Genomic DNA, 22,299 nt, shown 5'->3' with positions numbered 1-22,299 from the left:
CGCCCCCGCCGCCCGGCCCCGCGGTGGCCTTCGTGCTGCGCCTGGGCCACGCCCTGCACCGGCACGGCACGCCCGCCCACCGCCTGGAGGGCCTGATGATGAAGGTGAGCGAGCGGCTGGGCCTGGAGGCCCGCTTCTTCTCCACGCCCACCTCCATCTTCGCCTCCTTCGGCCCGCCCGAGGACCTGCGCACCAGCCTCATCCGCGTGGAGCCCGGCGACATGGACCTGGAGCGCCTCATCCTCCTGGACATGCTCGCGGACGACGTCATCCACGGGCGCCTCACGCCCGCGGTGGGCGCGCGCCGCGTGGAGGACATCCTCGCCCGGCCTCCGCGCTACGGCCCCGCCCTGCAGCTGCTCTGCTGGATGCTGGCGGGCGCTTCCGCGGCGCTGCTGTTTGGCGGCGGATGGAAGGAGATGGGCGTCGCCGGCGTCAGCAGCCTGGCCATTGGCGTGCTGGACCTGCTGACGCGCAAGCAGCCGACCACCGCCCGCGTGCTGGAGCCCGTGGCGGCCGTGCTGTCCGCCGCGTTCGCGGGGCTCGCGGCCCACTTCTTCGGCCCGCTGCACGGCGAGGTGGCCACGCTCGCGGGCCTCATCGTCCTGTTGCCCGGCCTCACGCTCACCATCGCCGTCAACGAGGTGGCCACGCGCAACCTCATCTCCGGCACGTCGCGCCTCACCCACGCCGCGCTCATCTTCCTCCAGCTGGGCTTCGGCGCGGCCCTGGGCAGCCGCGTGGCCACGGTGCTGCCTCCCGTGCCCATGCCCACGCCGGCCCTGCCCGCGGTGCTTCCCCCGGGGGTCGCCATCGCAGCGCTCGTGGTGGCGGGCTTCGCCATCGCGGTGCTCTTCCGCGCCCGGCCGCGCGACTGGGGATGGATTGCCCTGGCTGGCGCCGCCGCGTTCATGGGCGCGCGGCTGGGGGCGCTGCTCTTGGGGCCTCAGCTGGGCGCCTTCGCGGGCGCGCTGCTGCTGGGCATCGGGAGCAACGCGCTCGCGCGGCTGCGCAACCGGCCCGCCGTCACCACGGTGGTGCCGGGGTTGATGCTGCTCGTCCCGGGCAGCGTGGGCTTCCGCAGCCTCGCGTCGCTGCTGGAGCGCGACGTGGTGGCCGGCGTGGACACGGCCTTCTCCATGCTGATGGTCGCGGTGGCGCTGGCGGCGGGCCTGCTGTCCGCCAACGCCATCATGCCTTCGCGCAAGGTGCTCTAAAGGACCGGCCCTACGCCAGCCGCATCAGGTACACGCCCGCGAGCGCGACGATGAAGTACGGCACCAGCACCGCCGCGCCCGCGTACTCCTTCGCCATGCGCTGGCCGAAGAAGAGCGCCAGCAGCGACACCGCGGAGAGCACCGCGCCCAGGTACGCGAGGAACGGGTTGCCGTTCATCAGCAGCGCCACCGCGCCCGCCGCGCTCAGCGCCCCGGCCGCCAGCTCCATCAGGGTGATGACCGCCAGCATCGGCGTCACCGCGCCCTTCAGGGGCGACTTGGAGAAGTGGCCGGTCAGCCATCCCAGGTTCCCCTTCCAGTCCACGACCTTGTCCAGGCCGGACTGCAGGAAGAGGATGGCCAGGAAGGCGGCGCACAGGAGCTGCGGAAGCCAGAGCGTGAAGCGAGCGGAGTCGAAGGGCGGCATGCGCGCACTCTAGCGCCCCCTCCGCCGCTCCCAAGCCCCGTGAGCAGGCAAGCGGCCGGGCCGAGGGGAATGTTCTGGAGACAATCCGGCCGGGCAGGCTCCCGCCGACAGGTCCGGCTCCCTAACTTGGCAAGGCCATGGCCTCCGATCAGGTATCGCGACGCGTCTTCGTGGGTCTCATCCTGCTGTCCATCGTCCTGTTGTGCCTGGTCATCCGGCCCTTCGCGGAGGCGTTCTTCCTGGCGGCGGTGCTGGCGGGCACCTTCTACGGACTGCACACCCGGCTGAAGAAGCGGCTGCGCGGCCACGGCAACGTGTCCTCCGGGCTCATTGTCACCGGCATCCTGCTGGCCCTGCTCCTGCCCCTGGGCGGCCTCACCGCCTTCGTCGTCGCGGAGGTGTCCGAGGGCGCGCGCTTCGTGACAGAGGCCGTGCAGAAGGACGGGATGACGGGCCTGGTGGAGAAGCTCCCCAGCGGCATCCAGGGCCCGGTGAGCAAGCTGATTGAGCGGCTCCCGCTGGAGCAGGCCGAACTGGACCAGAAGCTCCAGGAGCAGATGACGACCCAAGGGGGCACCGCCGCCAAGGCCGTGACGGGAGCGGTGGCCGCCACGGGCACCATCATCCTCCAGCTGACGATGATGCTCATCGCCCTCTTCTTCTTCCTCACCGACGGCGCGCGGCTGGTGCAGTGGATCGAGAGCGTGTCGCCGCTCAGGCGCGGACAGACGCGGGAGCTGCTGCGCGAGTTCAAGAGCACCTCCGTGTCGGTGCTCGTCTCCACCATCGCCACCGCGGGCGTCCAGGCCGCGGTCGCGCTCATCGGCTTCCTCATCGTGGGGGTGCCCGCGCCGCTGTTCTTCGCGGGCCTCACGTTCTTCCTCGCCCTCATCCCCGCCGTGGGCGCCGCGGTGGTGGTGCTCTTCGCCGCGGGCCTGATGTTCCTCAGCGGCCACCCGTGGGCGGCCCTCTTCCTGGCCATCTGGGGCGTCGTCGTGGTGGGGCTCGTGGACAACGTCGTCAAGCCGCTGCTGGCCCGGAAGGGCATGAACCAGCACGGCGCCATCGTCTTCTTCGCCCTGTTGGGCGGCCTGGCGGCATTCGGCGCGGTGGGCCTGCTGCTGGGGCCCCTCATCGTCGCCTTCTTCCTCTCCGTGGTGCGCATCTACGAGCGCGACTACGGCCGGCCCAACGGACGGATGGGCGACCCGGCCACGCCGGGAGGCCCCATCCAGCCGGGCTCCCAGCATGTCGTGCTCACCACGGAGTCCGGCACGCCCATCACGGACACCGACACGCCGTCCAACCACTGACGGCCCCTGAGCCCCGCTCAGGGCGTGGACTTCACCGGCGCCGCACCCTTCTTCGCGGGGGTCGGCGCCGGAGCCGTTTCCGGCCCCAGCTCCTTGAAGGCCTCGCGCACCCCGTCTGGCGAGCCCGCCACCTGCGCGGCGACACGGCTGGCCTCCGCGGGGGACAGCCGGCCCAGCAGGCTGCGCTCCAGGTGCTGATCCACGAAGGCCTGGGTGGTGTCCTCCTTCAGGTCCACCACCGCCCCCTTCGCGTCCAGCACCGGCACCACGCGCGGCGAATTGAGCAGCAGCACCGTGGGCACGTCCACGGCCTTCACCCGGCGGGCGACCTCGTCGCGCAGCTTCGGGTCGAAGTGGATGCCCTTCTCCTGCACCAGCGTGCGGATGCCCTCGTAGTCGCCGGTGGCCTTGATGACCATCAGCTTGGAGAGCAGCTCGCCCACGGCCTCGCGCATCTTCGCGTAGTCCGGAATCACCAGGTAGGTGCGGCCATTCTCCGTCACCTGCTTCACCGCGCCCTTCTCCTCCAGGAACGTCACCGTCATGTGGTGGCCGCGCTGGTGGTCCTCCTCGAAGGCGTTGCCCGTCTCCACGCGGCGCAGGTTGGTGAGCCCCTCCACCAGGAAGTCCCGGTACATCTGCCGGGCGATGGCCTCGTGGTCCGGCGACAGCTCCGCGAGCGCCGGGTCGAACGCGTGCCACAGCGCGACCAGGTCCGCGCGCGCCTCCTCCAGCGTGTTGTCGTACTCCTTGAGGAAGACGGACGGGGACTGGCCCTTCAACTTCGGATCCACCTGGCCGGAGGCGTGGCCCAGCACTTCGTGGAAGGCCACCAGCCACTTGCGCGCGGTGACGGAGTACTTCTGGGCCTGCTCGCGGTCCTCCGCCGTGCGGGAGAACTCCAGCGCCAGGGGCAGCCGCGTCACGGCGGAGGCGGCGTCCATGACGTTGGTGATCATCACGCTCTTGCTGCCGTACTTCTCCCGGATGTGCTGCTCGTTGGGCAGGTTGATGCCCGCGGGCGGCTCCGGGTTGGACGTGATGAGGTTGATGGCCTTGGCCACCGGCGGCGAGACCTTCTTGCGGCGGTACTTCTGCGGCCAGGGCAGCCGGTCCTCGAAGTACTGGGCCTTCTGGCCCATGAGCACCATGATCTGGTTTTCCGCCGTGTCGCGGTAGTTGACCAGCCCTTCCCACTGTCCCTTGTGGCCGCGCGGGTCGACGTAGGTCTCGATGAAGCCCAGGTTGGCGTCCACCTTCGGATCCACCTTGAGCCACGCGATGTTGTACGCGTCCCAGTCCTTGGGGCTGCCCGTCTGGAAGTAGCGCACCAGCTTGCCCAGCGCGGCCTTGTGCGCGGGCTCGGCGGACTTCATCGCCTCCTGGAGGTGCGCGATGACGCGCGAGAGTTCCTTCGCGTACAGCCCCGGCTTCACCTTGCCGTCCGGCGTGCCCGCGCGGAACACCTGCTCCGTCAGCTTGCCGTCCTGCTTCACCACGCGCGAGTTGAGCGGGTACTTCTCCTTGAAGCCCACCAGGTCCTTCTCCGTCACGCCGGGGCCATAGGCCGTGTTGGAGGACGCGGTGAGGAGGTCCTGTCCCGGCGGCGGGGCCTTGGAGGTGAGCTGCGGCTCGAAGGTCGCGTCGAAGAGGGTGGACGTCAGCTCCTGGAGCCAGGCCTGGAGCGCGGCGTCGTCCTTCACCGTCCAGGGCGCGCCGGCCTTGAGTGCGCGGGAAGCGCCGGCCGCGAGCTGTTCCGCGGTGAAGGCCGGGACGAACTTCTGGCCGGTGGTGCTGTCGTGGTTGCCGCCGTGTCCGTAGAAGCGCAGCAGGTAGTCCGCCAGCTTCGCGTCGAAGCCGGACGCGGAGCTCTGCGCGTCGCGGCCGAAGAGCCAGACGCCCTCCAGCAGCTGCTTCGTCGGCACCAGCTTCCAACCGAGCTGATCCAACGCGATGTCCTCGCCCGCGTGCGCCGCGAGCGTCAGGGACCACGCCACTCGCTTCTCCGCCAGTGACAGCTCCGCGATGCCCGGCGCGAACATCTGGGCCACGGCGGTGTTGCCGGAGCGGGCGCGGAGGAACTTCCCTCCGGGCACGGTGAGGGAGGGCTGCGCGGCCTGCGTGAGGCCGGCGTCAGGCGCCGGGGACTTCTGCGGGGTGGCGGGCGCGGCGGCGAGGACCGCGGCCAGCAGCAGGGGCTTCATGGGGGGCTCCAGGGAGACGTGACGGGACGTGGCTACCCCGCGCGCGGGGTGGACTCAAGCCGCGCGCCGCCGCGCCCCTCACGGCCAGACAGAGTGTGCGGCCGGGGCGGCAGGGTTCCGCGCCCCGCAAGGAATGCGCGGGATGCCGCCGGCTCGCGCAAGGTTTGCGCCGGGCCCCGGGTTCGATGCGCACCCGCGCTCGGGCCCACCTCCACGAGGGGCACAGGCCCACCCCGGTACGGGGCATGCAGTGTCGAAGGCCGGACAAGTTTCATTCCTCCCCCCAGGGCCCCCCGCGCTCCTGAATCGCCCCGCTGCACGGTTCTCACGACCCAGGCTCCATGGAGGCTCCACTGCCCACCCTCATGATTGTGATTGTTAGCGCGGTGGCCATGCTCGTGGGGATGATTGCCCATGCCGCGGGCCATCTCACCGCGAACGGGCTGGGACGCCTGGTGCTGCTCGGAGGACTGGCCATCCTGCCGCTGGCCGTCAGCGGTGCCGGGGTCGCGGTGGGCGTGCGCGAATCGAGCCAGACCCAGTTCTGCATGGGCTGCCACGAAATGGAGCGCTACGGGCAGAGCCTGTTCGTGGACAACCCCAATGCCCTGGCCGCGGTCCACTACCAGAAGCGGCTCATCAACCGCGACTCCACCTGCTTCTCCTGCCACACGGACTACGCGCTCTTCGGGGACGCGAAGGCCAAGCTCAACGGCCTGCGGCACGTCTGGGTCCACTACTTCGGGACCATCCCCCCGGAGCCCCGGCTCTACCAGCCGTATCCCAATTACAACTGCCTCCACTGCCACAACGACGCGCGCGGCTACCTGGAGTCCGGGCCGCACCGGGAGCTCCAGGCGGAGCTGCAGAGCGGGGCCCGCTCGTGCCTGAGCTGCCATGACCTCGCGCACGACCTGGAGGGCGTGAAGGCCCAGAACTTCTGGCTGCCGGAGCGGCCGCGTCCATGAGTCACGACAAGCGCATCCGCGTGGCGGCCCTCTTCGTCCTGGCGGGGCTGCTCATCCAACTGTTCGCCCTCTTCTATTGGACGCCCTTGACCTTCGTCATCTCCACGGCCGTGGGCGTGCCCGGGGTCCTGCTGGGGGTCCTGCTCTACGGCGTCACGGTCTGGAAGATCTTGAAGGAGCAAAAGGCCCTATGAGGCGCTCCGCGTCCGACGCCTCGGGGCCGTCCGCGTCCGTCCTCCTTCGCGGGGGACGGTGGCGGGTGGGGCTCGTCGCCCTCCTCCTGTTCACGACTCCCATCTTCGCCGTGAACTCACCGCAGGACGTCCGGCTGCCTCCGCTCAAGGAGCGCGCCGCGCCCGCTCCGGCGCTGTTCTCCCATTGGGGGCATGGCTCCATGTATTGCTACAGCTGCCACCCCGGCACGTTCCCGCAGGCCCGGCTGGGCTTCACGCATCAGGACATGCGAGAGGGCCGCTACTGCGGGCGCTGCCATGACGGACAGGCCGCCAGGGCCTGGCGCACCATGGAATGCGAGGCGTGCCATGCGCGTCGCTGACCTGGGCACCTGGACGCTGTTCGCCTGCGCGCTGGTGCTGTCCGTCCCAGGCCCCGCGCGAGCGCAGTCGCAGGAGGAGAAGCGGCGGCAGCTCCAGGAGCGGCTGGGAATCAAGCCGCCCCCCGCGCAGGCTGCGCCCGACGCGGGAACGCCGTCTCCCACGGAGGCCGTCAGGCCCCCATCCGCGCCCCCCGCGCGGACGCCCGCCAGCGCGAGCCGGCCCCGCGTGCCGGGCTTCGCGGAGGACGTGCGGCCCATCCTGGAGAAGGAGTGCGGGTCCTGCCACGGCCCGGAGGGAATGGCGTCCCGGTCCCGCTGGGTGCTCCGGGGCGAGCCGGCGGACTACGAGGCCACGCTGCGCTTCGTGCAGCCCGCCACCGCCGCCCAGAGCCCGCTGCTCAAGAAGGGCACCGGCACCACGCTTCACGGAGGCAAGAAGGTCTTCGCGGTGGAGTCGGCGGAGTACGCGACGATCCTGCGGTGGATTGAAGGAGGCGCCCCGCCCGGCAAGGCACGCGGCGGCACGACCGCGGCCAGCCCTGGCGCTCCGCATCCCTCCCACGACAGCGTGCCCGCGGTCGCGCCTCCTGTTTCCAGTCCAGCGCCCACCGCGCCCGTCACTGCCACGCCCTCCGTCTCCAACCCGGCGCCATCCGCGTCCGCGAGCGCCGGCCCGCCTTCCGGGGACGCCTCGGCCGCGCCGCGCTTCGCCCCCCAGGTGCACGAGGCCCTGCTGGCGGACTGCTCCAGCTGTCATGCCTCGGACGGGATGGCTGGCGCCAGCCGCTACGTGACCCACGCGGATCCGGAGCAGCACCTGCGTTCGGTGGAGCCCCTGGTGGTGCCCGGCACTGCCGCCAGCAGCATCCTGTACCAGCGCGCGAAGGGCGACTCGCACCCGGGCGGCACGGTGTGGGAGCCGGGCAGCGCGCAGCTGTCGCTCCTGGCCCGGTGGATTGACGCGGGCGCGTTGGGGACGACCACACCGGCCCCCGCGAACGCCGCCGTGGCCTCCACTCCGCCCGCGCCCACCCAGCCCGGGACGGCCGTGGCTCCCCCGGCACCGCCGTCCAACCCGGCCAACCCGCACGCTCCGTCGGGCCCTCACGGTGGCGTGCCGCTGGGGACCTTCCCGGTCCTCGGCTCGCTGAGCCTGAACGGACGCTTCGACCTCAACTACGAGCGCGTCAACTACAACGACCACCCCTTCAAGTCGGAGGGCGAGAGCGCGCTGCGCAGCTATCACCACTTCCTCTTCCTGACGCGACAGTCCGCCGAGGATCCGGTGACCCTCACCCTGGAGATGCTTTCGCTCCAGTTCTGGGAGGTGGGCTACCGGATCAACGGGGCGTCCTGGCCGGTGAAGGTGTTCGCCAAGGGGGGCAAGATCCTGGTGCCCTTCGGCGCGGATCCGCTCTTCCATCACAGCTACGGAGGGCTCGCGGGCTTCGACCAGCGGGTGATTCCGGTGGTGTTCGCCCGCGAAGGGCTGACGGTGAACGTGGAGCGCCGCATGGGGCCCATCGCCTTCTCCGGCGACGCCTATGTCATCTCCGGCTACCGGCTGAAGCGCGCGGACGCGGTGCTCAACCTCCAGTCGGACCTGGCACCGCTGGAGGACACCCGCCTGGGCGTCGGGGCGAGGCTTGGCGGCTCCTGGGGCCCCATCAACGTGTGGTACTCGCCCTACTTCAATTCGCTGGGGTTCGGGCGCCGCCTGTTCCTCCAGGCGCTGGACGTGGCGGTGTGGCGTCCGCGCGGGCTTCCGGTGCTGGAGCACTTCTCGCTGGGCGCTGGGCTGCTGCGCGCGGATGTCTCCGGAGGCGAGGCGGAGGGCTACGGCGGGCCGGGCGCGGACTCCTACCACTTCGCCAGCTACCTCCAGCTGCGCTACCACCCCACGGACTGGCTCTACCTCCAGTACCGGCAGGGGCTGCGCACCTTCGGAAACCGGCGAGGCCTCATCCTGGACTCGAACGCGCTCACCCGGGAGGACGCCTCCGGCCACAACGTGGGCGTGGTCGCGCGGTGGCGGGGCTTGAGCGCAGGCCTCTTCCAGTTCTGGAACCTGGAAAAGACAGACGAAACGCCGGACGACTTCACCCGGCTGGTGGTGGCGTATGAGTTCTGACTCCCGCATCCAGACACGAGCCGCGGTCCTCACCGCGATGTTCGCGCTGGCCCTGGGCTGCGCGGACTTCGAGCGTGGCCCCGTCGCCGCCGACGCCGGTGCGCTCCCCACCGACGGCGGTGGCGAAGGGGACGGAGGAGGCGCCGTGTCCTTCGCGAGCGACGTCCATCCGCTCCTCACCACCGGATGCCAGAGCTGCCATCGCAGCGGGGGCGCCGCTGGCAGCACCTCCTTCCTGCTGACGGGCGATGCCGACGCGGACTACGCGGCGGCCATCTCCCTCACGGACACCTCCAATCCCTCCGCCAGCCGGCTGCTGCGCAAGTCCTCCGGCGCGGGCCACGGCGGCGGGGCCGTCTATGGGGAGGGCACCCCGGAGTACCAGACCCTCCTCGCGTGGATCTCCGGAGGCGCTCAACCATGACGCACTGTCTTCCCGAGGAGTCCCCCATGAGACGACCCCTCCTGCTCCTGGCTGGACCGCTGCTCCTGACCTGCGCGCTGAGCGCCTGCGCCAAACTGGAGACGCCCCACCCGGAGCTCATCACCGACGGCCCGCATTCGGTGCTCGTGGGCCAGGCGATCCAGCTCACGGTCACCACGCGCGAGGCCACCGACGACGGATACCACTGGGAGAGCGAGGCCCCGGCCATCGCGACCGTGGACGACTCCGGGCAGGTGACGGGCGTGGGCGCGGGAGAGACCACCATCAAGGTCACCGGCGCGAGCTCCAGGCTGGAGGCGCGCCATGTGGTGGTGGTGATGGGCGGCTTCGCGGGCGACGCCGGAGTCGACCCCAACCAAGTGCCCTACTACCTCGCCTGGTCAGGCTCTCCGCACGCGGACACCACCGCCGAGGCCTTCTCCCACTGGAACGAGGACGGCCTCGTCCCCGCCAGCTGCGCGCGGTGCCACAGCTCGGAGGGCTACATCGACTTCCTGGGCGGTGACGGGTCCGCCCCTGGCAGGGTGGACGCCCCCGCGCCGACGCAGTCCGTGGTCCGCTGCGAGACGTGCCACGACAGCGCCGCCTCCAGCCTGACCGCGGTCACCTTCCCCTCGGGCAAGCAGGTCACCGGCCTGGGCCCGGAGGCGAGGTGCGTGGTGTGTCACCAGGGGCGCGCCGCGGGCAAGGACATCGACGCGCAGGTCGCGGACGCGGGCGTGGTGGGCGAGGACACCGCCTCGCCCGCCCTGGGCTTCACCAACATCCACTACTACCCCGCGGGCGCGACGCTCTTCGCCAGTCAGGCCGCGGGCGGATATCAGTACGCGGATCAGGTCTACGACTCGCGCTTCCGCCACGTCCCCAGCTTCGACAAGTGCAACGAGTGCCATGACCCGCACACCACGCGGGTCCGCTGGGATGCCTGTGCCACCTGCCACCCCGGCGTGACCGACGTCACGAAGGCCTGGGACATCCGGCAGATTGCCTCGCGCAATCAGGACTACGACGGGGACCACAACCGCACCGAGGGCATCTACTACGAGATCCAGGGCCTGAGGGACCGGCTGCTCGCCGCCATCCAACGGTACGGCGCGGAGCGGGCCCGGCCCCTCTGCTACGGCAACGCCCACCCCTACTGGTTCCGGGACACCAACGGAGACGGGACCTGCAATCCAGCCGAAGCCACCGCCACCAACGCGTTCGCCGGCTGGACGCCCCGCTTGCAGAAGGCGGCGTACAACTACCAGCTGTCGCGGGTGGACCCGGGCGCGTTCGCGCACAACGCGAAGTACATCATCCAGCTGCTGCATGACTCGACCCAGTCGTTGAACACGGCGCTGAGCGTGCCCTTCGACACGTCGCTGCTGGTGCGCAACGATCCGGGCCACTTCAACGGCGCCAGCAAGGCGGCGCGCAACTGGGACTCGAGCGAGACCGTCCAGGCCAGCTGCTCGCGCTGCCATAGCGGCGCGCAGGGCTACCGCTTCTTCGTGCAGTACGGGGTCGGGCAGTTGGTGCCGGAGACCGCCAACGGCCTGGAGTGCTCCACCTGCCACGAGAACTTCGAACCGGACTACGACGTCTTCGTCCCCGCCCAGACGTGGCTGCCGGACGGCAAGACGGTGAACCTGCCGGGCCAGGACAACCTCTGCGCCAACTGCCACATCGGCCGCGCGTCCAAGGCCACCATCGACACGGCGCTGAGCGCGGGGGGCACGCCGCGCTTCCAGAACGTGCACTACCTGCCGGCCGCGGGGACGCGCGAAGGAACGCTGGCGAAGGTTGGCTACGAGTACCCCAACAAGACCTACGCGGGCCGGCTCACGCACATGGGAGGGGTGCAGTGCACGAGCTGCCATGTCCCGGGCAAGAGCAACCACACCTTCCGCATCCAGGACGTGTGGAACGAGCGCTGTGAGACATGCCACGCGGACCAGAGCGCGGCGGAGCAGATCCGGCTCGTCCACGTGTCGGACTACGACGGCGACGGGAACACCGCGGAGACCCTGGAGGCGGAGGTGGAGGGCATGGCCGCGCGCCTGCTGACCGCCATGCGCGGGGTGACGAACAACGGCCTCTGCTACAACGGCGACGTCAATCCGTACTTCTTCAAGGACACGGACAAGAACGGGACCTGCGGCGCCACCGAGTCCGTCTCCGCCAACGCGTTCGCGCCGTTCACGCCGGCGCTCGTGAAGGCCGCCCACAACTACCAGTTGAGTAGGAAGGACCCCGGCGCCTGGGCCCACAACTTCAACTACGTGGGACAGCTGCTCTACGACAGCGTGGAGGACCTCACGGGGGCGCCCCCCTTGAACATGCTCCGGCCTTGAGGCTGGAATCCGCGCTCGAGCACCGTCGCTCGCCTGGACACACCCGGCGAGCGCGGTCGCCGAGAAACGCGGACCGATGAAGCCCTACGTGTTCTCCCAGCCCTCCAAGCCGGCGCGCCTGGCCCACCTGGCGTCGCTCGTCCCCCTACTCCTGCTGCTGAGTGGACCGGTCGCCTGTGGCGATGACGACTCGAACGACCCGCGTCCCGACAGCGGCACCCAGGCCGTGGACGCAGGCTCGGACGCGGGCACGGACGCAGGCTCCGATGCGGGCACCGACGCGGACGCGGGCGCCGATGCAGGCACGGACACCGATGCAGGCACGGACACCGATGCAGGCACGGACACCGATGCAGGTTCCGAGACGGACGCGGGCACCGACGCCGATGCGGGCACGGACGGCGGCGTGGTGGCGTGCACCCCGAGCGGATGGGTCGACACGCCCCCGGACCTGAGCATCATCCAGAACACGTCGTTGGACATCCGGACCCGGTTGGAGGCCATCCCGGGCCTCATCGTGGACCAGGACCGGACCGGCGGCAGTGTCCCCGTGGGCTACCGGCACTTCGTCCTGCGCTACAACCAGCCGTCGGACCACGCCCACCCGGAGTGTCAGCGCTTCGAGCAGCGCTTGACGCTGATGCACAAGGCGGACGCCAGCCCGATGGTGCTCTCCACCAGCGGCTACAACGTCTCCACCGGCACCGGCCGCAGCGAGCCCACGCAGCTCCTGTCCGCCAACCAGGTCGCCGTGGAGCATCGCTTCTTCCCGCCGAGCATCCCGTCGCCCGCGGACTGGAGCCAGCTCACCATCCGTCAGTCCGCGGATGACTTCCACCGCATCACCCAGGCGCTCAAGCCCATCTACACCGGCAAGTGGGTGTCCACCGGCGGCAGCAAGGGCGGCGAGACGGTGGTGTTCTTCCGCCGCTTCCACCCGGACGACGTGGACGCCACCGTGGCGTACGTGGCGCCCATCGCCCTGCGCAACGACGAGCGCTTCGTGACGTTCCAGGAGACCGTGGGCGGCGACGCACAGCTGGCCTGCCGCGAGCGGCTGTGGGCCTTCCAGCGTGAAGTGCTCTCGCGCCGGAGCCAGATGCTCTCCCTCGTGGACGCCTACGCCGCGAGCAACAATCTGACGTATTCGCAGCTGGGCCGGGAGCTGGTGCTGGAGCACGCCGTCATCGAGACCTACTTCGCCTTCTGGCAGTACAGCGGCGCGTCGAGCTGCACCGGGAGCATCCCCGCCACCACCGCGACGGACCAGCAGCTGTTCGACGCGATGGACGCCGTGGTCGGCATCGATTCCTTCTCGGACCGGGGCATCACCCCGTACGCCGCCTACTACTACCAGGCCGCGGCTGAGCTGGGCTGGCCCCAGCCCTACGAGAAGCACCTGGGCGCGCTCATCCACTTCCCAGACACCGACACCGGCGAGGTGTACTCGCCGCCGGGCATCCCGTTCGTGTTCCGTCCCAACGCCATGCCGGACATCCAGGACTGGGTTTCCTCCCAGGGGCAGCGCCTGATGTTCATCTACGGCAGCTACGACCCGTGGACGGCGGCGGCCTACGTGCTGGGCAATTCGCAGGACTCCTACCTGTACACGGTGGAGGGCGGAAACCACAACGCGCGCATCAGCCAGCTCCCGGCGGGCCCACAGGCGGAGGCGAAGGCCAACCTCAACCGCTGGATGGGCATCGCCCCGCTGAAGCGCGCTCCCAAGTTCGTGCAGTCGGAGGAGCCGCCCGACTTCGGGCCCCATGTGCCGCCCCGCCTGCGCGCGGCGACGCGGAACTAGTCCGACAGTCGGACAGGTCGCGGGCCGTCCCGGAGTGCTCCCGGGGCGGCCCGTCGTCTTTTTCAGCGGCCCATCTTGTAAGGCCCGCCCCGCTCCAGGGCCCGCTGGTACGCGGGGCGCGCGTGGAGCCGGTCGAGGTAGGCCGTGAGGTTCGGAAGCTCCGCCAGCAGCCGGAAGGACTTCGCGGCCTCCAGCACGAAGCTCAGCTGGATGTCCGCGCCCGTCAGCGAGTCGCCCAGCCGCTTCACGTAGAGCAGCTGCACGATGGGCAGCATCGCGGAGCCTTCCGCATGATGGGAGGGCTCCTCGCGTCCAGAAGCGGGACGTTCCGGGGGGCACACTCTCCCAGGTCGCTCCTCCGGACCAGCGTCGTCCGGAGGAGCGGTGTTCAGGACTAGAACGCGGCGCCGCTGGCGCGCTTGCCAGGAGAGCTCGTCAGGCTGGACACGCCCGTGTGCAGCACGAAGCTGGCCGTGGAGGACGCGTCCGGGCTGCGGTTGGCGGACACGCCGTCCGTGCCCGCGAGCGACGAGGCAAACGTGGCCGTGTCCACCACCGTGCCGGCGCTGTTCTTCACCGTGACGGTGTCACCGCTGTTGCCCAGGTTCAGCTGGCCCGTGGACGAGCCCACCGCGCCTGGCGTGCCGGCGGGGATGCCGGACGCGCCGCCGAACACCACGACCGCCTTGCCCGCCGCCACCGTGGTGCCGCTGGCGAAGGTGTGGCGCACGGCCGTGCCGTCCGACACCGTCCAGCCGCTCAGGTCCACCGCCGCCGTGCCGCTGTTGACCAACTCCACGAACTCGCCGTTCACGTCCGAGCCCGGCTCGTTGATGAGCACCTCGTTGATGAACACGTTGCCCGTGCCACCGGAGCCGCCCGTAGTGATGGCGAAGGCCGCGTTGGACAGGTCGGTGACGGTGGCGTTGCTCGCGTCGCTCACCCGCACCCACGCGGTGGTGCTGGCGCTGGAAGGCACCGTCCACGCCACGCCGCCTCCGGACGCGCCCGTGCTGGACGTGAGGGTGGTCCAGGTGGAGCCGTTCAGCGAGTACTCCACCTTCACGTTGGAGACGCCGGACGACGTCCAGGTGATGGTCTGCGAGGAGCCCGCCACCCAGCTCTCACCGCCGTTGGGCGACAGCACCGTCACGGAGGAGGACGTCGCGCCGTCCCCCGGGATGAGGAAGTCCTTGATGATGCCCATGTGCTGCATGCCGGACGCGCCGCTGTCGCCCGACAGCGCCGGGGAGATGTCGGACAGGGGCGAGTACACGCGCGTGTCCACCACCAGGCCGTTGGCGAAGGTGCTGGAGCCCAGCACCACGGACGTCTGGTAGGCGCGCAAGTCACTGTCCACCAGCACGTGGTCGTACGGCGAGCTGCGGCCCGCGTTGGTGTTGGTGTTGCCATTCTTGTCCGCCGGGTACGGCGACGCCGTGGACACCACGCTGGAGAAGGTGCTGAAGGTCGCCTCGCTGCGGCTGCCGGTGTTGAAGTCACCGCCGATGACCAGGTAGTCGCTGGCGGGCACGTTGGCGTTGATGAACTTCACCAGGTTGGACGCTTCCGTGTTGCGAATGCTGGCGTTGGTCGTCAGCAGGTGCACGCTGATGGCCCACAGGTCCTTGGGGCCAGGGATGTCGATGCGCGCCCACGCGAAGTCGCGGTTGGACACCTGCGTATCGTCCCACTCGCCGGCGGCGATGATGGGGTAGCGGCTGATGATGCCGTTCGGAATCTGCGCACCGGCCTCGCGGTAGTACGAGAAGCCCGTGCCGAAGGCCGTGTCCACGAAGGCGCGGATGTCCGCCGCGGAGTCCGTCTGGTAGTTGAACTCCTGAATCATCACGACGTCCGCGTCCGTGCCCTGGAAGATGCGGATGCCGTGGCCCGGGTTGTAGTCCTGCCCATTGCCGCTGCTCAGGTTCGCCGCCATCAGGCGCAGCCGCACGTTCGCCAGCGAGTCCTCGCGCGCGACGAGCTCCGGCGCCGGCTGCTCCGCGTCCGCCTCCACGGAGCCACCGCACGCGCTGAGCGCCGCGCACACCAGCGTGAAGGACCACGTACGCCAGGAGGCGGCAGGCCGCCGGAAGAGGTCTTGTTTCAGGCTCACGATGTTTCATCCTGCTCCCGGAAAACCCGGGAGCCGTAGAGGGTCAGGGACGTCACGGCAGCGCCGCGGACGCAGTATTCCGCGTACTCGACGCCACCGCCGTTTATCCGTCACATTCCTTGAAACGTTTCGTGAGCGGCGCATCCCCCCCGGCAGGGACGCGCAATGTTACGCATTGTTACATGGCTGCCGTGGTGGACAGCGCGACAAAGGCGTAGCGCAGACCCTTGCCCAGGGTGACGAAGACGACGAAGGGAAAGGGGCGCACGCCCACGAAGCCGCCCGCGAGCACGAACGCGTCACCCAGGATGGGCAGCCACGACATGAGCAGGGCGGGAGCGCCCCAGGTGCGCAGGTTCGCCTCCACGCGAGCCATGCGCGGGCCTTCCTTCTCCCGGCGGCGCGACACCCAGCGGCCCACGGCGCCGCCTCCGCCGCGCGACACCCACTGGCCCAGGATGTAGAGCGTCACCGCGCCCAGCACGTTGCCCACGGTGGCCACCACGGTGGCCATCACCGGCGGCGTGCCGTTGTAGATGAGGGCGGCGAGCATCGCCTCGGAGGGCACCGGCACCACGGAGCCCGCCAGCATGGCGACGAAGAACATCCCGGGAAGGCCCCAGGTGGACAGGATGGACGGCTCGGCGGGCATGGGCGGCCTGGGGCCATACACCCGGCACGGGGCGTTCGTCTCGTGCGGCGTCAGCGCTCCCTTGCCCGCCATCCTGGCCCCCGGGGCCGGAGGCTGTCCGGCGACGCGGCCCTCTCAGGGGAAGGGGTTGTAGGCGCGGGTGGGGGTCACCATCGTCCCCGCCATGCGACGCTCGACGCGCGAACGGTCAGGCATGCGGTCCATCGACACGGAGGACGAGCGGATCGCCTCCTTGCTGGTGGCGGAGCCCCCGGCGCTGCACTTCGAGGGCTCCCGGAACCTGGTGGTGCGGCTGCGCGACGGGCGCACCTTCGTCCTCCCTGTGCTCACCCTGGAGGCGCTGGAGGCACGGCTGGGAGGCGCGCCGTCCTACGTAGCGACCGGCATGGTCCTGGTGCGGCGGATGTCGGACGGCGCCCTGCTCCACGCGGTGCGCTCCGCGCTGGACCAGGGCCTGGAGCACTTCGGCACGCTCCAGCCGCTCATCGAGGAATGAGGCGCCGAGTGAAGCGACGAGAAGGGCCGGATCAGGGCGCGAGAGGCGCGGTGAGCTTCCCCGCCACCTTGCGACCCTGGCGCCACACACCGGTGATACGGTCCGCGGCGATGATGCTGGCGGAGGGGTCGCCCTCCACGAGGAAGAAGTCCGCGCGCAGGCCGGGCTTGATGCGGCCCCGGTCCTTGAGCTTGAGCAGGTCCGCCGCGTTCCCGGTGGCGACGGCCAGGGCCTGACCCGGCGTGAGGCCCGCGCCGACCATCAGCTTCAGCTCGCGGTGCTCCGCGTAGCCGGGGATGCGCAGCGGGGTGGCGCCGGAGTCCGTGCCGAAGCCCACCTTCACGCCCGCGTCGTACAGCGCCTTCAGGTTGGCCTGGTTGGTGGAGAGTGCGTGGCGCGCCTCCTGGGCCTTGGGGTCCTCCAGGGTCTTCTTGCGCCACGCGGAGTCGTTGAACTGCGCGCGCAGCTCCGGGGACAGCGCGGGCTGGAGGACGGGGTCGTCCACGAGCAGGAGCTGGTCCGCGTAGACGACGGTGGCCTCGTCCAGCTCCAGCGTGGGCACGTACCAGACGCCGCGCTTCTTCATGGCCTGGATGAAGGCCGCGTCCACGGGCTGGTCGCGGACGCCGTGGGCGATGATGTCCACGCCCGCGTCCACCACGGCCTTCGCGTCCTCCAGGTCGTGGATGTGGGCGGCGACGCGCAGGCCCTGCTTGTGGGACTCGTCGATGACGGCCTTGTAGATGTCCGGCTTCATCTTCGGGAGCTTGCCCAGGAACGTGTCCACCCAGACCTTCACCAGGTCCACGCGGTTCTTCGCCAGCGTGCGCACGGCGGCGCGGGCCTCCTCCGCGGTGGTGGGGCGGAAGAGCTGATCCGGCGCGTTGTTCGTCATCGCCTGGGGAGGCCCGCCCTCCGGCACGCCGATGCCCTGCCCCGCGCCGAAGAGGTCCGCGCCGGTGAAGGAGTCCGCGTGGGCCTCCTTGCGAAGCTCGTTGAACAGCGGCCGGTTCATCCCGAGCGCCGTCACGGTGGTGACGCCATACGCGGCGAACTGGCGCAGCTGCTTCTCGATGTTCTCCCGCGTGTAGTTCTGGGAGCCCGTGGTGGTGCCGGACGTCTGGCCCACGTGGCTGTGGTCGGAGATGAGGCCGGGCAGGAGCGTCTGGCCCTTGAAGTCGATGACCTCCGCGCCCTTGGGCACCTTGACGTTGATGGCGAGCCCCACGGACACGATGCGTCCGTCGCGCACCACCACCGCGCCCTCCTCCAGCGGCTGGCCCCCGGAGCCATCCAGCACCGTACCGCCCTGGAAGACGACGGTACGCGAGGCGGCGGGCGCCGCGCTGGCGGACAGCGGCAGCGCGAGGGCGAGCAGGGCGGCGGTCAGGTAACGCGAGCGCATCAGGAAGGTCTCCAGAGGGAAGAGGGAAACCCTAGGAGCGCGTCCGGGTGGCGACAACCCTTCGTGGCGGCGACTGTCGTGACGTCGGTGCTACAGGCCGGGCGCACGGTGGGAACCCAACGCCGCATCGCGGCGCGCGAGCGACTTCCACCGGGAAACACGGCGCCGTGATTATGCTGCCCGCCCGATGGATGAACCCGGCCTGCAATATCCCGGAGAAGCCCTGCGAGGGTGGCTCCGGCAGTTCGCCAAGACGCCGCTCGCCGAGCCGACGCTGAAGCTGCTGGTCGTGCTGGCGGACACGGTGTTCTTCGCGAGCCTGGGCCGCGAGGAGGGCGAGGCCACGCGCGTGCGCATCGCCTATCACGCGCAGGGGTTGCAGGGCCTGCAGGCGGTGCGAGAGACGGTCTACATCGGCGGACAGAAGGGCAAGCGGCAGGCGTGGGAGACGCTGCCCCTGGAGGCCAAGTCGAGCATCACCGACTTCAGCGTGGAGGCGCTGGTGAAGCTGGCGCCCGCGGCGAACCTGCCGCGCACGGCGGTGGTGGTGGGGCCGCGAGACGGCAAGCTGCGCATCCAGGGGCTGGCGCGCCGGGTGGAGTACACGGAGTTCCACGCCGAGGGCGAGGAGGACGTCTTCATCCTGCACGCGCCGGAGCCGGGCCACCTGGTGGTGAGCACGCAGGGGCGAGAGGTGTTCCGCTACGAGCAGGGCGCGCCGGTGCCGCCGGGCCGTCGAGTGGCATTGCACGACCTGCTCTTCCACGAGGACAGCGCGGTGCGCGCGGCGCTGATGGAGATGTGCGCCACGCTGGTGGAGTCCCTGCCCAAGGTGCAGCCACTGATGGGCGGCAACCGCGAGTGGTACGTGTCCAACGCGGTGCAGGGGCTCATCCGAAGGATGGCGGGTCTGCATCACGGAGGGCTCATCGCGTTCCTGCCCAAGCAGCACGACGTGGAGCGCTTCCGGGCGCGAGGCAAGTACGTCCTGCCGCCGGAGCAGGGCTCGCTGTTGCGCCAGCGGTTGCAGCGCTTCGTGCAGGCGAGGGCGGACCTCATCAACGGCGCCTGGCAGGCGGAGGCCGGCAAGGCGGCGGAGGAGGAAGAGGATCCGGAGTTGAAGAAGGCCGCGGCCGAGCACGACGACAAGGCGACGGAGAGCGACTTCCAGGCGCTGGTGGAGAGCATCGGGCAGTTCACGGCGGTGGACAACGCGCTGGTGTTGGGGCCGGAGCTGGAGGTGCTCTGCGCGGGGTATCAGATTGCGCTCCCGAGAAGCGGCCCGCCGCAGGTCTTCGAGGCGCGAACACTCCAGGGGCGACCCGGGCCGCACTACCCCATCCACCAGCACGGCTCGCGCCACCGCGCCGCGGCCGTCTTCGCCAACCAGCACTCCGGAGCCATCGTGTTCGTGGCATCCCAGGACGGCCCGCTCCGCTGCCTGCACCGGCCACCGGGCAAGAAGAAGGTGCTGCTCTGGAGCCTCCTGCTGACGGAGGACTGAGGCCGGAATGAAGCGGCTGGGTTGGGTGCTGCTGACCTCTCGCCCTGGACGTTGAGCTCCCCACCATGTCCAATCGTTTCTTCGAGCTGCATGGCGACCCCGAAGAGGGGTTTTGGTATCTGGATGATCCGGTCGACAAGAACGGAGTGGAGATCGAAGACGCTTGGCGGCTCAGGGCAGGCACGCCTGTCGAAATAACGGGGCCGCTTCGAATCCCCCTCATGGAGCCCGGAAAGCCTCGTGACTTCTCGATGGCAGGGCTGTGCATGGCTCCGGTCGTTCACGTCAAACTGGCCATGCTCTTCGCGGAGCTTGCGCCCAACGACGTCCAGTTCCTGTCGGTGGACATCCCGGGGCAACCCGAACAATTCAGCATGCTCGTGGCGACCCGGATGATCCGCTGCATTGATGAGCGTGCATCGGAGGAGGCCCGGCGCTGGGAGCCCAAGGACGGACGGCCGGAGAAGGTCGGTCAGTACCGCTCCGTGTACGGCATGCGCATCGACCCGTCGCAAGTAGGCAGCGCCAAGGTCTTCCGAACCTGGGGTTGGTCCATTGCCCTCATCGTCTCCGAGGACCTCAAGACCGCGCTGGAGCACACCCGCGCCACCGGCATGCGGTTCACGGAAGTGTAGTGAGCAAGTGCTGCACAGGAGCCTCATCTTGACGGAGGACTGAAGCAGACATGAATCGACTGGGCTGGGCACTGCTGCTGGGACTGCTCCTGTCGGGCTGCGCGACGACGCGGGTCGTGCACCTCGATGTCGATGGCGGCGAAAGGGTCGTCGTCACGCCACGGGAGGAGGAAGGCGCATCTCCCTCCGAGGCCCGGCTGGAGGAGGACGAGTTCAAGGCGGCGGTGAAGACGCTCGCAAGAGACGTGCGGCCCTTCGCTCATCCCCTGCGGCAAGCACGCGAGCTGTTCGGCCTGCCGGAGCGCAGCGGCCTCTTCGGCTTCCGGGAGCGCACTCGGCAGATCATCCCACTGGGCGAGGAAGAGACGCGGGAGCTGCGGCTCCTGGACGCGTCCGACGACCTGACGCGCGGCTACCGGCAGTGGTGCGGCAAGAAGCGCAACCAGCAGGGAGACTGCCTGCGCCTGTTGGAGGAAGGCCCCTTGCTGGGCAGCGACGGCCGCTATGCGCTGGCGATGGCCATCGCGATGGATTCCGTCTGGAACGAGACGGCCGAAGCCCTGGCCGGCATGGCAAGCCCCCAGGCCGTCATGGCCACGATGACGTCCGCCGTGACGATGTACCTGCTGCTATGGGCCATGCCGGAGCCTGTCTCCAAGGGATTGGCCGCGCTCATCACCGCCACGGCGATTGCCTACCTGGGCGTGGACACAGTGTGGACCCTCCTCGACGGCTGGGTGACGCTGGTGCGCCACGTGGACCAGGCCACCACGTTCATCCAGGTGCGCGACGCGGGCGAGGCCTATGGAGCAGTGATGGGTAGGAACGCCGCGCGCATCTTCGTCATGCTGGCCACGGCGGCGATTGGCAACACCGCAGGACTCGCGATGAAGGCCCCCACCCTGCCAGGCTCCGCGCAGGCGGCGGTCGCGGTGGAGACGCAGGCAGGCCTCCAGTTCGTGTCCCTCGCTGGGGTGCGCTCCGTGGCCATGGCTGCTGACGGTTTCACCATCGCGCTGGCGCCCAACGCGGTGGCGATGTCATCCCGGTCCGGGAAGCCCCAGCGTCACCACCTGGCCACCATCCGCAATGAGAAATCCTCAAGAAATGGAGGGCCGTGGACACCCCAGTTCCGGCGCATCTTCAAGCGAGCCGGCATGGAGCTGAAGGACCCGGAGAACATCGTCGAAGTCGCAGGCCACCGGGGTCCGCATCCCCAGGAATACCATGACTTGGTATTCCAACGGCTGGTGCAATTCACAAAGGACTGTCGCACCGTGGTGCAATGCCGTGAAGCACTCACTGGTGCGCTGCGAAAGCTGGCGGAAGAAGCCTCTACAGCTGGGACACCGATCAACAAGCTTCTGACCGTGAAGCAAGGACGTTAGCAACCCATGTCTGCCCGTTACTTTGACCTTAAGATGGACGTTCAGGAAGGCATCTGGGTTCTAGATCCGCCCTGGAACGATCTTCGCCAGGAAGAGGAAGACCCGTGGATGTTCACCCGAGGGACTCCCATCCAGGTCCAGGGGCCACTGACCGTTCCAATCGTTGAACCAGGCAGGCCACTGGATTTCTCTTGGATTGCATTCGGGATGACCCCTGTCATCCACGTCAAGCTCGCCAACGTCCTGCTGGAACATGCAGCGAATGAGGTGCAACTCATCCCCGTCACCGTTCCCAAGCACCCGGACCATTACGTCATCCTCGTCACGACCCAAGTCATCCGTTGCATCGATGAGCAGGCCTCTGAAGGAGTCCAGTTCTGGGAGCCGCAGCACGGTCAGCCCTGGCGGATCGGTGAGTACCTCTCAGTGGACATCATGCGCATCGACAAGTCGAAGGTAGGTGACGCGAAGATCTTCCGCCCCTGGGGCTGGAGCTCCTCGCTCATCGTCTCTGAGGACCTCAAGACGGCGCTGGAGCGAACCGGCGCCACCGGCATGCGGTTCAAGGAAGTGTAGTGAGCCTGGCCCGGTTCCGTGGACACCCGAGATGTGATGGAAGGAGCACGGGATGTCCGCGACTGACGAAAAGCAGAGGAAGCCCCGCAGGCCGCGCCGGGAGTTCACGGCGGAGTACAAGGCCGG

Annotated in this window: 20 protein-coding genes; 14 read left to right on the top strand and 6 right to left on the bottom strand. The window is 69.6% G+C overall.

Annotation, left to right across the window (positions count from 1 at the left end; genetic code table 11):
* A partial coding sequence (locus D7X99_RS37135) for a threonine/serine exporter ThrE family protein (RefSeq protein ID WP_147476378.1) occupies positions 1 to 1,217 on the top strand: 1,217 nt, incomplete at its 5' end.
* Positions 1,218 to 1,227: 10 nt separating this feature from the next.
* Here the strand turns inward: D7X99_RS37135 and D7X99_RS37130 are convergent.
* Entirely contained in the window at positions 1,228 to 1,644 is a 417-nt protein-coding gene (locus D7X99_RS37130; RefSeq protein WP_121781890.1) for a DoxX family protein, read from the bottom strand.
* A gap of 137 nt (positions 1,645 to 1,781) precedes the next feature.
* On the opposite strand from D7X99_RS37130, the gene D7X99_RS37125 reads away from it, so the two are divergent.
* Positions 1,782 to 2,957, top strand: coding sequence for an AI-2E family transporter (locus tag D7X99_RS37125; RefSeq protein WP_121781889.1), 1,176 nt, complete (start codon positions 1,782 to 1,784; stop codon positions 2,955 to 2,957).
* A gap of 17 nt (positions 2,958 to 2,974) precedes the next feature.
* Here the strand turns inward: D7X99_RS37125 and D7X99_RS37120 are convergent, their stop codons facing one another.
* A complete protein-coding gene (locus D7X99_RS37120; protein ID WP_121781888.1) occupies positions 2,975 to 5,161 on the bottom strand; it encodes a peptidase in 2,187 nt (728 codons plus the stop codon).
* Positions 5,162 to 5,526: 365 nt separating this feature from the next.
* On the opposite strand from D7X99_RS37120, the gene D7X99_RS37115 reads away from it, so the two are divergent.
* From D7X99_RS37115 to D7X99_RS37090, 7 genes are all read left to right on the top strand, one after another.
* Positions 5,527 to 6,129, top strand: a complete 603-nt coding sequence (locus tag D7X99_RS37115; protein WP_158627131.1) for a NapC/NirT family cytochrome c — start codon at positions 5,527 to 5,529, stop codon at positions 6,127 to 6,129.
* On the top strand, positions 6,126 to 6,323 hold the full coding sequence (locus tag D7X99_RS37110; RefSeq protein WP_120565248.1) for a hypothetical protein: 198 nt from the start codon (positions 6,126 to 6,128) through the stop codon (positions 6,321 to 6,323). Before D7X99_RS37115 ends, D7X99_RS37110 begins: the two co-directional genes overlap by 4 nt.
* The gene (locus D7X99_RS37105) at positions 6,320 to 6,685 is read left to right on the top strand and encodes a c(7)-type cytochrome triheme domain-containing protein (protein WP_120576091.1); all 366 of its coding nucleotides are present in this window, start codon (positions 6,320 to 6,322) and stop codon (positions 6,683 to 6,685) included. The genes D7X99_RS37110 and D7X99_RS37105 overlap by 4 nt, the downstream gene beginning before the upstream one ends.
* Positions 6,672 to 8,816: a hypothetical protein gene (locus D7X99_RS37100; RefSeq protein ID WP_121781886.1), complete on the top strand. Its 2,145-nt coding sequence runs from the start codon at positions 6,672 to 6,674 to the stop codon at positions 8,814 to 8,816. Before D7X99_RS37105 ends, D7X99_RS37100 begins: the two co-directional genes overlap by 14 nt.
* A complete protein-coding gene (locus tag D7X99_RS42995) occupies positions 8,806 to 9,240 on the top strand; it encodes a hypothetical protein (protein WP_158627130.1) in 435 nt (144 codons plus the stop codon). The genes D7X99_RS37100 and D7X99_RS42995 overlap by 11 nt, the downstream gene beginning before the upstream one ends.
* Before the next feature lie 26 nt (positions 9,241 to 9,266).
* On the top strand, positions 9,267 to 11,597 hold the full coding sequence (locus D7X99_RS37095) for an Ig-like domain-containing protein (RefSeq protein WP_158627129.1): 2,331 nt from the start codon (positions 9,267 to 9,269) through the stop codon (positions 11,595 to 11,597).
* A gap of 76 nt (positions 11,598 to 11,673) precedes the next feature.
* Complete coding sequence (locus D7X99_RS37090; protein ID WP_121781884.1) at positions 11,674 to 13,401, top strand: S28 family serine protease; 1,728 nt, start codon at positions 11,674 to 11,676, stop codon at positions 13,399 to 13,401.
* A 62-nt stretch (positions 13,402 to 13,463) separates the two neighbouring features.
* Here D7X99_RS37090 and D7X99_RS37085 read toward each other — a convergent pair whose 3' ends face one another.
* The 3 genes from D7X99_RS37085 to D7X99_RS37075 all read right to left on the bottom strand — a co-directional run bounded on the left by D7X99_RS37085 (position 13,464) and on the right by D7X99_RS37075 (position 16,169).
* Positions 13,464 to 13,676 carry a glutathione binding-like protein gene (locus tag D7X99_RS37085; RefSeq protein WP_199756415.1) on the bottom strand — a complete coding sequence of 71 codons (213 nt, stop codon included), beginning with the start codon at positions 13,674 to 13,676 and terminating at the stop codon, positions 13,464 to 13,466.
* A gap of 119 nt (positions 13,677 to 13,795) precedes the next feature.
* A complete protein-coding gene (locus tag D7X99_RS37080) occupies positions 13,796 to 15,517 on the bottom strand; it encodes a lamin tail domain-containing protein (RefSeq protein ID WP_121781883.1) in 1,722 nt (573 codons plus the stop codon).
* A 178-nt stretch (positions 15,518 to 15,695) separates the two neighbouring features.
* On the bottom strand, positions 15,696 to 16,169 hold the full coding sequence (locus D7X99_RS37075; protein ID WP_120599380.1) for a YqaA family protein: 474 nt from the start codon (positions 16,167 to 16,169) through the stop codon (positions 15,696 to 15,698).
* Between the two features lie 193 nt (positions 16,170 to 16,362).
* On the opposite strand from D7X99_RS37075, the gene D7X99_RS37070 reads away from it, so the two are divergent.
* Positions 16,363 to 16,665 carry a hypothetical protein gene (locus D7X99_RS37070; RefSeq protein ID WP_121781882.1) on the top strand — a complete coding sequence of 101 codons (303 nt, stop codon included), beginning with the start codon at positions 16,363 to 16,365 and terminating at the stop codon, positions 16,663 to 16,665.
* Positions 16,666 to 16,696: 31 nt separating this feature from the next.
* Here the strand turns inward: D7X99_RS37070 and D7X99_RS37065 are convergent, their stop codons facing one another.
* Positions 16,697 to 18,070, bottom strand: coding sequence for an amidohydrolase family protein (locus tag D7X99_RS37065; RefSeq protein WP_121781881.1), 1,374 nt, complete (start codon positions 18,068 to 18,070; stop codon positions 16,697 to 16,699).
* A gap of 187 nt (positions 18,071 to 18,257) precedes the next feature.
* Here D7X99_RS37065 and D7X99_RS42990 point away from each other — a divergent pair, with 187 nt between their 5' ends.
* The 4 genes from D7X99_RS42990 to D7X99_RS37045 all read left to right on the top strand — a co-directional run bounded on the left by D7X99_RS42990 (position 18,258) and on the right by D7X99_RS37045 (position 22,173).
* Positions 18,258 to 19,574, top strand: coding sequence for a putative sensor domain DACNV-containing protein (locus D7X99_RS42990; RefSeq protein ID WP_158627128.1), 1,317 nt, complete (start codon positions 18,258 to 18,260; stop codon positions 19,572 to 19,574).
* Positions 19,575 to 19,840: 266 nt separating this feature from the next.
* Positions 19,841 to 20,209, top strand: a complete 369-nt coding sequence (locus D7X99_RS44760) for a DUF1629 domain-containing protein (protein WP_306465359.1) — start codon at positions 19,841 to 19,843, stop codon at positions 20,207 to 20,209.
* 50 nt (positions 20,210 to 20,259) lie between these two features.
* Positions 20,260 to 21,597, top strand: coding sequence for an AHH domain-containing protein (locus D7X99_RS37050; protein WP_121781879.1), 1,338 nt, complete (start codon positions 20,260 to 20,262; stop codon positions 21,595 to 21,597).
* Between the two features lie 6 nt (positions 21,598 to 21,603).
* On the top strand, positions 21,604 to 22,173 hold the full coding sequence (locus D7X99_RS37045) for a DUF1629 domain-containing protein (protein WP_121758793.1): 570 nt from the start codon (positions 21,604 to 21,606) through the stop codon (positions 22,171 to 22,173).
* Positions 22,174 to 22,299: the final 126 nt, after the last annotated feature.

Origin of the sequence: Corallococcus sp. AB032C (genome assembly GCF_003668935.1) — a bacterium.
Taxonomy (GTDB): Bacteria; Myxococcota; Myxococcia; order Myxococcales; family Myxococcaceae; genus Corallococcus; species Corallococcus exiguus.
Note: the sequence above shows the minus strand (reverse complement) of the source record. Positions and strands in the feature narration are given on the sequence as shown.